Genomic DNA, 12,230 nt, shown 5'->3' on the forward strand with positions numbered 1-12,230 from the left:
TCCTTATTCTCCGACAATGGTAATCTGGCACATTTTCATGGCTTCAAGTGCATTCTTGTGGCTCTGAGGAGTCACGCCTGCACAGCAGGAAGCATCAACAATAATCTCTGTATCAGGAAGTGCAGTCTTAAGAAGAATAGCGTTGGAAATAACGCAGATATCAGTACAGAGACCAACAAGTTCAATCTGATCGATAGGTGCCATACGTGCAATTCCGCTGACACATCCGGCAAGACTGGTTGATCCGAAGGTTGGTTTGTCAAAAATCAGGCAGTGATTCTTGAGTGCATATTCATTCAGTTCAGGCTGCAGCTCCCAGCCTTCCGTGCCTCTGATACAATGTTCAACAGGCAGATTCTGACCTTCCTGAGTTTCAAGATAATTCTCTTCGTGCGTATCGCGTGTGAACATCACAGGTCCTTTGAATTCGGCGACCTTCTCTATGACTTTTGGAACAATCGCCTGTGCTTCTTTTGTTCCAAGGGAACCATCAATAAAGTCTTTCTGCATATCAACAACAACAAGGTATTTACTCATATTAAAATCTTCCTTTCCATTTCTCTGCTTACTTATAATAGCGAAGTACATGCTCCGGATAAGTCGTATCGCCATAGGTCTCCCAGCCAAGCTGCTCTTTCATCATGTCTGAGAAAGCCTGGGCATTGGCTTCCGTATAGCCGCCGTCACGTTTGATGGCCCATTCAATATAGTTATGTCCGAAGTTGTAGCCCTGCAGCGCCAACCGGAGTCTGCGTATATCTCCAGGCCCTTTACATCCGGCCAGTTCAAGGCAGTCTGCAAAATAATGAATACCGGTTTTGATAGAATATTCAGGATCCTGGATACTGCCGGGCGTCTGATCATATTCTGTATTGTAGTAGCATTCGGAACACTGCATAACATCTGCGCCAAGGCCGCTGCTCTCCTGCTGCATCAATGCTTCGATGACTGGGACATAGGATTCAATGCCGTATTCTTTGGCATATTGTTGAATCAGGGGCTCATAATTCAGAACAGCATCGTCTACGCTGGCAGTGCCGGGAGTGTCAAAATTACGAAACCACGTAAAATTGCCAAAGCCTCTTGACCAGCCGTAACCACCGATAAGCGCCAAAATGGTGCAGCCAACAATGATAATAATATCTCTGCGGCGGTTCGCCATTATCTTTTGTTTATTCATATTTTTACTCCTGTATTTTTTTACATTCTACCACATCAGAATCTATTTGTCATCCGCAAAAAAAGCTGAAACTACTTGACACTGTGAATGTCCAATGCTATAACAATAAAAGACAGTTCGATTGCACCATCCTGTCTATAAACAAAACCAGGGCTATGAAACCGGAACATCAGGGACATAGCATTGCTGTGTCCCTTTTATTATTGTATAGGAAACACATTGGGTAATTCGTATATAAGTGATCAATAAATCAGGAAGGTACTATAATCATGTATTATTTGAAGACTGAACATAGTTTTGATTCTGCACATTTTCTGGCAGGTTATGAGGGTAAATGCTGCAATATTCACGGCCATGAATGGCGTGTTGTGATTGAGATCTGCCGCCCGGATCTGGATGAAGAAGGCCAGACAAGGGATATGATGTTTGATTTCGGTCAGTTGAAAAAGGATGTCAAGCGTGAAGTGGATGCCATGGACCACGCGTTGATCATTGAAAAAGGCAGTCTGATGCCTGCGACTATGGCAGCACTGCAGGCGGAGAATTTCAGGATTATTGAGATTCCATACCGACCGACAGCAGAAAGACTGGCTTATTATTTTTATGAGAGACTGACGGCATGCGGTTATCATGTTCATCGCTCGACAGTGTATGAGGCCCCGAATAACTGCGCGTCATATGAGGAATAAGAGATGGGAAGGACATATGAGGTAGTAGAACATTTTGTCAGCATTAACGGTGAGGGCCCGTTGGCAGGCCAGCTTGCAGTATTTGTCCGTTTCAAGGGCTGCAATTTATCGTGTCTGTATTGTGACACAAAGTGGGCCAATGTGCCGGATGTGCCGGCCAGAGTGATGACGGCAGAAGAAATTCATCAGGCAATCATGGAAACCGGAGTCCGCAATGTGACACTGACCGGCGGTGAACCTTTGGACCGGCCGTATATTTCAGAATTATTGGAGAAACTGGCCGCGGATCATTTGCTGCATGTGGAGATAGAAACAAACGGCAGTGTCAGTCTGGCTCCTTTTGTGAATATCCCCAACAGGCCGTCTTTTACAATGGATTATAAGTTGTCCTGCAGCGGCATGGAGACCGCTATGGATACAGATAATTTTTCACTGCTTACGGAAAAAGATACGGTCAAATTTGTCACGGGCTCTTTGGCAGACTGTGAACGGGCCGTGGAAATAATGAAACAATTCCGGTTGATTGGACGCTGTCATCTTTATTTCAGTCCGGTTTTTGGCAGTATTGATCCGGCAGATATTGTAGAATTTATGAAAGAGCAACAATTAAATGGCGTCAATCTCCAGATTCAGATGCATAAAGTCATCTGGGATCCCGACAGGCGCGGTGTGTAGGAGGTTATGAAAGAATGGCTATAGATACAGAGGCAATTAAGGAACATGTGCGTGGTATTCTCGTAGCTTTGGGAGATGATCCTGAGCGTGAGGGACTGAAAGAGACCCCGGAACGTGTTGCAAAAATGTATGAAGAAGTATTCGAGGGTATGAATTATACCAATCATGAAATTGCGCAGATGTTTGACAAAACATTTGAGCAGGATCTGGAATTATCCGGCAAAAGTGACGACATGGTCTATGTCAGAGATATTGAAATTTTCAGCTATTGTGAACATCATATGGCACTCATGTATGATATGAAAGTTTCTGTGGCCTATATACCGAACGGCAAGGTTATTGGTTTAAGCAAGATCGCCAGAATTGCCGATATGGCCGCCAAGCGTCTGCAGCTGCAGGAACGGATCGGTTCTGATATTGCAGAAATCATGGCGGAAGTTACAGGTTCAGATTCGATTGCTGTCAAGATTGAAGGCTGTCATAGCTGCATGACTGCCCGCGGCATCAAGAAAACGGCTGCTAAAACATTGACAACAACATTTACGGGACGTTTTAAAACCGATGCATCACTGCAAATGCGTGTGATGATGCAGTAATAAGGAGGACTTTATCATGAAAGCACTTGTGTTATCCAGCGGCGGCGTTGACAGTACAACCTGTCTCGGACTTGCTGTAGATAAATATGGCAGTGACAATGTGATCGCTCTTGCCATTACTTATGGACAGCGACATACAAAAGAAATAGAAGCTGCAAAAGCTGTGGCTGCATATTATCATGTAGAAATGCTGCATCTTGATCTCACACCGATTTTCCAGTACAGCGACTGCTCTCTCCTGAGCCATTCAGATCAGGCAATTCCGGAGGAATCCTACGCAGAACAGCTGCAGCACAGCGACGGCAAGCCGGTTTCGACCTATGTGCCTTTCCGTAATGGTCTGTTTCTCTCTTCTGCTGCAAGTATTGCCCTTTCAAAGGGCTGTGATGTGATTTACTATGGCGCACACAGTGACGATGCGGCTGGCAATGCTTATCCGGATTGCAGCGAAGTATTCAAAAATGCCATGAACCAGGCAATTTATGAAGGCAGCGGACATCAGCTGAAAGTGGAAGCACCTTTTGTGAATCTGACAAAGGCAGATGTTGTCAAAAAAGGTCTGGAACTGAACGTACCTTATGAATTGACGTGGAGTTGTTATGAAGGCGGCGAGAAGCCATGTGGAAAATGTGGCACATGTATTGACCGAGCTAAAGCATTTGCTGCCAATGGTGTTGCTGACCCTGCGCTATAAGTGCCGGGCGGAATTTGAAAAAAGGAGAAGAATTATGTCAGGACGTACCAAAGAAGAAACAGCTGGTATTACCCATCTTGGAAGTCAGGGAACGAAATATGATTTTAACTACTGCCCTGAAGTTTTGGAAACATTCATTAATAAACATCCGGATCATGATTATTTTGTAAAATTTAATTGTCCGGAGTTTACAAGCCTTTGCCCGATGACCGGGCAGCCGGATTTTGGCAATGTTATTATTTCTTATGTTCCATCTGAAAGAATGGTTGAAAGCAAGTCTTTAAAACTGTATCTTTTCAGCTTTAGAAATCATGGAGATTTTCATGAGGACTGTATGAATATTATTATGGAAGATCTGATTAAATTGATGGATCCGAAATATATTGAGGTATGGGGAAAATTCCTGCCAAGAGGCGGTATTTCCATCGATCCTTACTGCAACTATGGCAAACCGGGCACAAAATGGGAAGAAATCGCAGCCATGCGTCTGGCCAACCATGATATGTATCCGGAACGGGTAGATAATCGATAGATAAAACCTTAAAAGATTTGCATTGCTGATGCAGGTGCGGCTTATTTTCCTGCATTTTCGAAAAAAAGCGGTTTCCATAGGGAAACCGCTTATGAGCAGATAAGGGGAGTCGAACCCCCCTCTCCAGCTTGGGAAGCTAGCATTCTACCGATGAAACATATCTGCATGCAATTATTGTAACCGATTATAAAAAAAATTTCAAGCTAATTTAGAAAATAACAGTGATATTTTTCTTTACCGTTTCTTAGGGTGTAATTCTGCAATTTGCTTGCATCGCACAGCCATTAGCTGATACAATGTAGGTGTTACATATTTCGGGCGGCCGCATACCAAGCTCTTCTAATTCTTATAGGCCGCCCTTTTTATGTTTTTTTTATTGATTTGATAGACGCAAAACCTTTTATAAGTCCTCGCAAATGTTTATAAAACCTTGCGAAAATGGCTTAAAATCAAGGTTTTCCGCATATCGTCATTTATCTTGCCGTATCTCCACATAATCTCGTTTTGTAAGCGCGGGCGGCAAAAAAGCGTCAAGCGCAGCACCGAAAATGAAGGAGGACGACATGAAAAACGTACTTTTAGACAAGGGTATTATACTCCCGTCCGGCGAAATCAACAAGGATAAAATCAACCTTGTAGCCGGAGCAATCACGCAGCCGTTCGCGGAAATGGTATGGGTAACGACAGGCGGCGACATGGAAACCATTAACCGCTTGACGGACGTATTTGTAACCATGAACACCCCCGCAGACAGGGAAAAACTTTTTAAGGTTGTCAAGCTGCTGTACGGGCTTATGGGCTTGCCCTTTTCTGAGGAAGCCGAGCCTATGGGCGCAGACCCCGACGTATTGGAATACTTCCTGTTTTCCCTTACGGCTGACTTTGGCGAAGTCATGCAGGACATAATCGCCGACGACAATTAAATACAGACCCGCACAGGCGGCGTTTCTTACTCCCACACCGGGAGAACAGGAACGCCGCTATTTTTATGCCCTCATGTTACGCAGTAGGAGCAGAAAAAGCCTTGATTTATGCGGTTTTGCGGGCGCGTTTTTCGTGCGGTAAGGGATTTATACCTTTTCCCTCAAAATCGCCGTTCTACTGCGTAACAAATCCACAGCAAAGGAGTGATGAAGCTATGGCAGTTTTCCGCGTGGAAAGGACAACGGGCTACACCGTAATGAGCAACCACCACTTACGCAACAAGGAGCTTACCCTAAAGGCAAAGGGGCTGCTTTCTCAAATGCTGTCACTTCCCGAAAATTGGGACTATACCCTTGCGGGGCTGTCCTACATCAACCGGGAAAGTATCGACGCTATCCGTACCGCCATTTGGGAGCTTGAAAAAGCCGGATATATCACAAGGCGGCAGGGGCGCGACGAGAAAGGAAAAATGACCGCTATCGAGTACACCATTTACGAGCAGCCGCAGCCGCCGGGATTGGATTATCCGATATTGGAAAATCCAACAGCGGCTAACCCGATATTGGAAAATCCGACAACGGATAATCCGACGTCGGAAAATCCAACGCAAATAAATAAAGATATATCAAGAACTAACTTACCAAAAAAAGAAAAATCAAATACGGATTTATCAATTACCCATTCCATTCCTATCCATTCCGGGCGTTTGGAACAAACGCCTATCCCTCTGCCTTATGGCGAGGACGAAACGGCACAGCCGCAGGAAAGGAAAAGAACGGAAAGGAACGACGCTTATAGAGTGTATGAGGAAATCATCAAGGACAATATCGAGTATGACATTCTCTTGCAGGATATGAAGTTTGACCATGACCGTCTGAATGAGATTGTTGACATTATCCTTGAAACACTCTGTACGTCAAGAAAGAAAATCCGTATTGCCGGGGACGATTACCCCGCCGAACTTGTGAAGTCAAAGTTTATGAAGCTGAACAGCGAACATATCCGCTTTGTGCTTGACTGTATGCAGGAGAACACCACCAAAATCCGCAACATCAAGCAGTACCTAAAGGCGGTGCTTTTCAATGCCCCGTCTACCATTGACAGCTACTATACTTCCCTTGTCGCTCACGATATGGCAAGCGGCGCACTTGCACCGAGAAAGCCGAAGTACGGCGACCCGGACTATTACACCTACAATGAGGGCGAAAGCCTGTAAACGAAAAAAGGAGGATTTACCACATGACACAGAAAACAGGAGCTTTGATTTTTGATGAAACCGCTGACCGCTACGACATTCGCTTTGATATTGCCGACTATTACGGCGGCTTGCATTGCGGCGAGTGCATGGACGTATTCACAGGCGGCAAATGGAAGCCTACCCGCATTGAGTACGGGGACAACTGGTATCTTGTAGGTATCCGCGCCGAGGATTTGAACGGGCTGCGGGTACGGATTTAACAGGGCGGCGTGAAGAACGGACGCCCTTTTTTCACGCCCAAAAGAACACTATCACTATCGGGAAAGGAGGAACGGTAAACATTGCAAGATGAAATCAACGAAAAAGTGGTTGCGCTCTCTGTCAAGGGAGCAAAGCTGACCGCTGAAATGCTGCAAAAGGCAATCAAAGCCATGCTTGCACAGGCAAAAAAGCAGCAGGAAAAACAGCCCCACGGGAAGCAGACCCTAAAGCAGCTTGCGAAGCAGAACGCGGGGCTTTCCAACATTGAGATAACCGAGGGCAATATCAAAGCCTTTGAGCAGACGGCAAAAAAATACGGTATCGACTTTGCCCTAAAGAAAGACAGCACCGAAACGCCGCCCCGTTATCTTGTATTTTTCAAGGGGCGGGACGCGGACGCTCTGACCGCAGCCTTTAAGGAGTTTTCCGCAAAGAAGCTGACACAGGAGCAAAAGCCCTCTATCCGAAAGGCACTTGCCACATTCCGGGACGCAGCAAAGCAGCTTAATGCGAACCGTCAAAAGACAAAACACAAGGACAGGGAGGTATCGCTATGAAGCCGAATATCAAGAAGCTGCTTATCCTAAACGCCCCCTATCTGCTCTTTGTGTATCTCTTTGATAAAGTCGGACAGGCGGTGCGGCTCTCTCCGGGGGCTGACCTCTCCGGCAAGCTGCTTTCCATTGGCAGCGGCTTTTCTGCCGCCTTTTCAAATGCCCTGCCGAGTTTCGCCCCTATGGACTTGCTTATCGGCATTGTCGGGGCTGTCGTTATCCGGCTTGCGGTCTATGTGAAAGGCAAGAACGCAAAGAAATACCGTAAGGGCATGGAGTACGGCTCTGCACGTTGGGGCAATGCCGAGGATATAAAGCCGTATATCGACCCCATTTTTGAAAATAACGTGCTGCTGACGCAGACCGAACGGCTGATGATGTCAAGCCGCCCGAAGCACCCGAAATATGCACGAAACAAAAATGTACTTGTCATCGGCGGCTCCGGCAGCGGCAAAACGAGGTTTTTTGTAAAGCCCAACTTAATGCAAATGCACAGCAGCTATGTAGTCACTGACCCGAAAGGAACGGTTTTAATCGAGTGCGGGAAGCTCTTGCAGCGGGGCGGGTACAAAATCAAAGTGCTAAACACCATCAATTTCAAGAAATCCATGCGGTACAATCCCTTCGCCTATCTGCGCAGCGAAAAGGATATTTTGAAACTGGTAAATACCATTATCGCCAACACCAAAGGCGACGGGGAAAAATCCGGCGAGGATTTTTGGGTGAAATCGGAACGGCTTTTTTACTGCGCCCTTATCGGCTACATCTGGTACGAAGCCCCGGAGAATGAGAAAAACTTTACGACGCTGCTTGAAATGATAAATGCGTCGGAAGCCCGCGAGGACGACCCGGAATTTCAATCCCCCGTTGACCTCATGTTTGAACGCTTGGAGGAAAAAGACCCGGAACATTTTGCGGTGCGCCAGTACAAGAAGTTTTTGCTGTCTGCCGGAAAAACAAGAAGCTCTATCCTCATTTCCTGCGGTGCGCGTCTTGCCCCCTTTGACATTCGGGAACTGCGCGAGCTGATGGAAACCGACGAAATGGAGCTTGACACCTTAGGCGACCGAAAGACCGCGCTTTTTGTTATTATCTCCGACACCGACGACACCTTTAACTTTGTTGTATCAATCCTTTACACACAGCTTTTCAATCTGCTTTGTGACAAGGCAGATGATGTGTACGGCGGGCGGCTACCTGTTCATGTGCGCTGTCTGCTTGACGAGTTTGCAAATATCGGGCAGATACCGAAGTTTGAAAAACTCATTGCCACGATAAGGAGCCGCGAAATCTCCGCGTCCATCATCTTGCAGAGCCAGTCGCAGCTAAAGGCTATCTACAAGGACAACGCCGATACCATTGTCGGCAACTGCGATACGACCCTGTTCTTGGGCGGCAAGGAGAAAACGACCCTTAAAGAAATGTCGGAAATCTTGGGGAAAGAAACCATTGACAGCTTCAACACTTCCGAAACAAGAGGACGGGAGCTTTCCCACGGGCTGAACTATCAGAAGTTAGGCAAGCAGCTTATGAGCGAAGATGAAATTGCGGTCATGGACGGCGGGAAATGTATCTTGCAACTACGCGGGGTGCGTCCGTTCTTCTCCGAAAAATACGATATTACCAAACACCCGAAGTACAAGTACCTTTCCGACTTTGACAAGAAAAATGCCTTTGACATGGAAAAGCACTTGCGCCGCCGTCCTGCAATCGTAAAGCCGGACGAGGTATTTGACTATTACGAAGTTGACGAAGCAGATTTGCAGGAGGACACAGAAAATGAATAAGCGTATCAGAAAGAAAAAGGCAAAACAGCAGCTAATCCGGGCTATCAGCGGGCTTGTGGAAGCTGCCGAGGAAATGCAGCGGGAACAGGAACGCAGGACAAGACAGGCAGGTATTTCCTATATCAAGTATATCGAAGCTGTCCGGGAACGGCAGTACGGCATTATGCCTGTCTACACACCACTTTTTGAAAAGGAGGGAGCTTAAAGTAAAAATAATAAACACGGGCTACATGGTACGCGCCCCTACTCCTTGCGCGTATCGCGGCAGGAAGCCGCACCCTTACAACTGAATACCGCCGCGCCGCAGCAACAAACGCAGCGCGGGGACTTATGACCGCGGCAGTTATCGAAAACTGACCGCCGTTTTTTATGCCCTTTTTCGGGCAGCCGCACAGCGGCAGAAAGGAGTTATATTATGGCATTTTTCAACAGCGCAGTAGGCGTTTTACAGACACTCGTTATCGCTCTCGGAGCAGGTCTTGGCATTTGGGGCGTTATCAACCTCTTGGAGGGCTACGGAAATGACAACCCAGGTGCAAAAAGCCAGGGCATGAAGCAGTTCATGGCTAATTAGTTGGAACAAAAAACGAAAGGAAAAGCACAATCCAGACGGTATCAGCGGCAGGCTACAAGAATAAATTGTGATTTCACAAGATTGGTGCTATAATAAGAGAAAAGTTCCTGCCGGGGCAGCCGCCCCGGTGGTATAGATAGAAAGGCAGGAAAACAATATGCACATCAGCTATAAGCCACTCTGGCACACACTGTTAGAGCGTGATATGAGAAAAGAGGATTTAAGGCTTGCCGCTGGTATGACAACAAATATGATTGCCAACATGAGCAAAGAGGGAAAGCACATCAGCATGGATACATTAGCCCGTATCTGCGAAACGCTGAATTGTGAGATTACCGATGTGATTGAGTTAGTACCAGACGAGCCTGCTTCCACAGGAGGTAAGGAACATGAGCGAATTGAAACCAAGAATAACGGAAAACGGAATTGATTATATCCTTGTCGGAGATTATTACATCCCGGACTTGAAACTGCCGGAGGAACACCGCCCTATCGGAAAGTACGGACGGATGCACCGGGAATATTTAAGGGAAGTCCACCCAGCCAGATTGAATACATTGATACTGACCGGGGAATTGTGGACATATCTTGCAGACCTGAACGAACAGGCACAGGAACGGTTAGACACCATCATGGAGCAGATGAAAACTGCCGAGGGCGTAACCGAGGAATTGAAGCGTACCCACCAAATGGAATGGGTGCAGCGTTGCAATAACATTCATAACCGGGCAGAAGAAATTGTTTTGCATGAGATGATTTATTCATAACGGGAGCAATTAAATCGGAGGTATATAAGATGATTGAAATTGTATTTGGTGAAAGTGCCTGTGGAAGTTTGAAAATTGCCCAAACTTACGGCAAGGGAAAGTATAGAGGAAGTGCTGTTTCAATATTTATGAGGCATGAAGACGGGAGTGTTCCATCTTCAGATGAAATGAAAAAAGCACAGCTTCAAGCACAGGAACAAGAACGCATTGCTTGGGAGAATGCTATTCCATTGGGAGGCAAGAGCTGTGATGTTTATTGTTTTGATATGGCTCTTAGTGTGGGAGATATTTCTGATAATGGAATTGGCGAACAGCGGAAAAATGTTTTCAAGAAAATGCTGTCTGTCTGCTTTGTAGAGGATTTAGATTATCAGGTTGAAGAAAAAATACAGAAAATTAAAACTACATTGACCTCAGTGATTGAACGATATGTAGCTGGGGAAGAAATTCGCATTTGGTATAGCTATAATCCAGATGAGCTTTGTGGTATGTATTGGCTTATGAAACAACTTCAACCCTTAAACTGCCAGACAACAATTTATTTGGTTAAGTTACCTACATGGGAATATGGAAAAGAAAATACTATGACATCCAAAATAGCATGGGGCGAGGTCTCTCCTGGCGAATGGGGAAACTATATAACTCTACAAGAGAAAGCTAATCCTGTATTTCTTTCAGCTTGTGCTATGAAATGGAATCAACTTCAAAATGAAAATGCACCTTTGCGTGCAATGTTAAATGGTAAATTGCAAAGCGTTTCAGAAGATATATATGATAGTTTCATTCTTCGTGAAATTGCGGAACAGCCAGAGCAATTCAAAATGGCTATTGTCATAGGTAATGTTTTAGGAAAATATCAACTTGGAATTAGTGATGTATGGATTTCCAATCGCATTGATAAAATGCTTGAAGATCCCGGATAATCAGGTTTAGGTCATCCAGAACCATGTGGCTGAAATATTCATCATCACTGATATGGGCGGCTTGCAGCACTTTCAAATGTGGGTCATCTTCGCCAGGGCGATACCGTTCTATGATTTCATGTCGGACAGTATCGACAAGGGTGTTGAGGTTTTGAATCTGCATGGTGGCAATCCCATCCACATAAATCTCAATGTCCGCAAGAAACTTGATAAAGTCCTTATGGGTGGCAAGTTCGCAGAGCAGACGGTTGTTGATCCGACCGCTTTTCAGAAGTGCAACCATTTCATCGTTCAAATGCAGCTCCGTCAGTGGCGTGTTGATCTGCTCCCTGTTCTCTGTCCGGCACAGCAGATAATCGACGGAAACCCCATAGAAGTCTGCCAGCGTGATAAGGTTGCCATGATTGATTTCCTTAAAATCTTCTTTTTCATAACTGCCAAGGGCTGATTTAGAAATACCCGTTAGTTTTGATAGTTCTTCCAGATTTAAGCCTTTGTCCTTGCGGAGTTCCCAAAGGCGTTCCTGTATGCTTGTTGCTCCTTTCATGGGCACACGCTCCTTTCCAACGGTTTCATTGCTGCCGCTTATCTGGATTATATCACACTTTCCGTAATCGTGGAAATTTCTGATTTTTACCCTTAATTCCTACTTTGTGGACATACGGCACAGGGCACAAAAATGTTCTATGATACAGGTAGTTCATCGATGGATTATTCCAATCGAATGACCAGCCTGTGTGGGATATGCTTCCCCGGCGATGTAGCGCCATGAATTTTGGCAGGGATATGGAGGAACCCTGACCAAAACGAGCGTACCAAAGGGAGCGATACGCCGCTGTGAGATTCAGGGGAGGAACGACACCGGGGAGAACTGGC

The 12,230-nt window shown here is 45.8% G+C and carries 16 protein-coding genes, 1 tRNA gene and 2 pseudogenes; 15 read left to right on the top strand and 4 right to left on the bottom strand.

All coding sequences use genetic code 11. The features are described 5' to 3' along the window. Window positions 1-3 precede the first annotated feature (3 nt). Both NBH03_RS04415 and NBH03_RS04420 read right to left on the bottom strand, forming a co-directional pair. A complete protein-coding gene (locus NBH03_RS04415; RefSeq protein WP_015514296.1) occupies window positions 4-537 on the bottom strand; it encodes a cysteine hydrolase family protein in 534 nt (177 codons plus the stop codon). A gap of 28 nt (window positions 538-565) precedes the next feature. Next, window positions 566-1,180, bottom strand: coding sequence for a lysozyme family protein (locus tag NBH03_RS04420; RefSeq protein WP_250797532.1), 615 nt, complete (start codon window positions 1,178-1,180; stop codon window positions 566-568). A 269-nt stretch (window positions 1,181-1,449) separates the two neighbouring features. Here NBH03_RS04420 and NBH03_RS04425 point away from each other — a divergent pair, with 269 nt between their 5' ends. The 5 genes from NBH03_RS04425 to queF are packed head-to-tail and all read left to right on the top strand — an operon-like array spanning window position 1,450 to window position 4,366. After that, on the top strand, window positions 1,450-1,869 hold the full coding sequence (locus NBH03_RS04425) for a 6-pyruvoyl trahydropterin synthase family protein (RefSeq protein ID WP_250797542.1): 420 nt from the start codon (window positions 1,450-1,452) through the stop codon (window positions 1,867-1,869). 3 nt (window positions 1,870-1,872) lie between these two features. Beyond that, window positions 1,873-2,544, top strand: a complete 672-nt coding sequence (gene queE, locus NBH03_RS04430; protein WP_250797543.1) for a putative 7-carboxy-7-deazaguanine synthase QueE — start codon at window positions 1,873-1,875, stop codon at window positions 2,542-2,544. Between the two features lie 14 nt (window positions 2,545-2,558). After that, a complete protein-coding gene (gene folE / locus NBH03_RS04435) occupies window positions 2,559-3,140 on the top strand; it encodes a GTP cyclohydrolase I FolE (protein WP_015514300.1) in 582 nt (193 codons plus the stop codon). A 16-nt stretch (window positions 3,141-3,156) separates the two neighbouring features. Next, window positions 3,157-3,834, top strand: coding sequence for a 7-cyano-7-deazaguanine synthase QueC (gene queC, locus NBH03_RS04440; protein WP_015514301.1), 678 nt, complete (start codon window positions 3,157-3,159; stop codon window positions 3,832-3,834). A gap of 34 nt (window positions 3,835-3,868) precedes the next feature. Beyond that, window positions 3,869-4,366, top strand: a complete 498-nt coding sequence (gene queF / locus NBH03_RS04445) for a preQ(1) synthase (RefSeq protein WP_015514302.1) — start codon at window positions 3,869-3,871, stop codon at window positions 4,364-4,366. Between the two features lie 94 nt (window positions 4,367-4,460). On the opposite strand, the gene NBH03_RS04450 is transcribed toward queF, so the two are convergent. Continuing rightward, window positions 4,461-4,531: transfer RNA gene (locus NBH03_RS04450), tRNA-Gly, on the bottom strand. Window positions 4,532-4,929: 398 nt separating this feature from the next. Here NBH03_RS04450 and NBH03_RS04455 point away from each other — a divergent pair. The 10 genes and pseudogenes from NBH03_RS04455 to NBH03_RS04500 all read left to right on the top strand — a co-directional run. Then, the gene (locus NBH03_RS04455) at window positions 4,930-5,289 is read left to right on the top strand and encodes a hypothetical protein (protein ID WP_118235262.1); all 360 of its coding nucleotides are present in this window, start codon (window positions 4,930-4,932) and stop codon (window positions 5,287-5,289) included. A gap of 215 nt (window positions 5,290-5,504) precedes the next feature. Next, on the top strand, window positions 5,505-6,506 hold the full coding sequence (locus NBH03_RS04460) for a DUF6017 domain-containing protein (RefSeq protein WP_118235263.1): 1,002 nt from the start codon (window positions 5,505-5,507) through the stop codon (window positions 6,504-6,506). Between the two features lie 23 nt (window positions 6,507-6,529). Continuing rightward, complete coding sequence (locus tag NBH03_RS04465; protein ID WP_118235264.1) at window positions 6,530-6,748, top strand: DUF5348 domain-containing protein; 219 nt, start codon at window positions 6,530-6,532, stop codon at window positions 6,746-6,748. 81 nt (window positions 6,749-6,829) lie between these two features. Next, the gene (locus tag NBH03_RS04470; RefSeq protein ID WP_117853068.1) at window positions 6,830-7,306 is read left to right on the top strand and encodes a PcfB family protein; all 477 of its coding nucleotides are present in this window, start codon (window positions 6,830-6,832) and stop codon (window positions 7,304-7,306) included. After that, window positions 7,303-9,090 carry a VirD4-like conjugal transfer protein, CD1115 family gene (locus NBH03_RS04475; RefSeq protein WP_118235265.1) on the top strand — a complete coding sequence of 596 codons (1,788 nt, stop codon included), beginning with the start codon at window positions 7,303-7,305 and terminating at the stop codon, window positions 9,088-9,090. The genes NBH03_RS04470 and NBH03_RS04475 overlap by 4 nt, the downstream gene beginning before the upstream one ends. After that, complete coding sequence (locus tag NBH03_RS04480) at window positions 9,083-9,295, top strand: hypothetical protein (RefSeq protein ID WP_005928546.1); 213 nt, start codon at window positions 9,083-9,085, stop codon at window positions 9,293-9,295. Before NBH03_RS04475 ends, NBH03_RS04480 begins: the two co-directional genes overlap by 8 nt. Window positions 9,296-9,505: 210 nt before the next feature. Beyond that, entirely contained in the window at window positions 9,506-9,664 is a 159-nt protein-coding gene (locus NBH03_RS04485) for a Maff2 family mobile element protein (protein WP_116705496.1), read from the top strand. Window positions 9,665-9,821: 157 nt separating this feature from the next. Next, window positions 9,822-10,094, top strand: a complete 273-nt coding sequence (locus NBH03_RS04490; protein ID WP_002593556.1) for a helix-turn-helix domain-containing protein — start codon at window positions 9,822-9,824, stop codon at window positions 10,092-10,094. Beyond that, the gene (locus NBH03_RS04495; protein WP_005927690.1) at window positions 10,054-10,431 is read left to right on the top strand and encodes a TnpV protein; all 378 of its coding nucleotides are present in this window, start codon (window positions 10,054-10,056) and stop codon (window positions 10,429-10,431) included. The genes NBH03_RS04490 and NBH03_RS04495 overlap by 41 nt, the downstream gene beginning before the upstream one ends. Window positions 10,432-10,460: 29 nt before the next feature. Next, window positions 10,461-11,345: pseudogene (locus NBH03_RS04500) on the top strand (DUF3658 domain-containing protein); the annotation flags it as partial. On the opposite strand, the pseudogene NBH03_RS04505 reads toward NBH03_RS04500, so the two are convergent. After that, window positions 11,311-11,901 (bottom strand): annotated as a pseudogene (locus tag NBH03_RS04505) (helix-turn-helix domain-containing protein); the annotation flags it as partial. The pseudogenes NBH03_RS04500 and NBH03_RS04505 overlap by 35 nt on opposite strands. Window positions 11,902-12,230 lie beyond the last annotated feature (329 nt).

This window comes from Coprococcus intestinalis (assembly GCF_023656595.1).
Classification (GTDB): Bacteria; Bacillota; Clostridia; order Lachnospirales; family Lachnospiraceae; genus Coprococcus_A; species Coprococcus_A intestinihominis.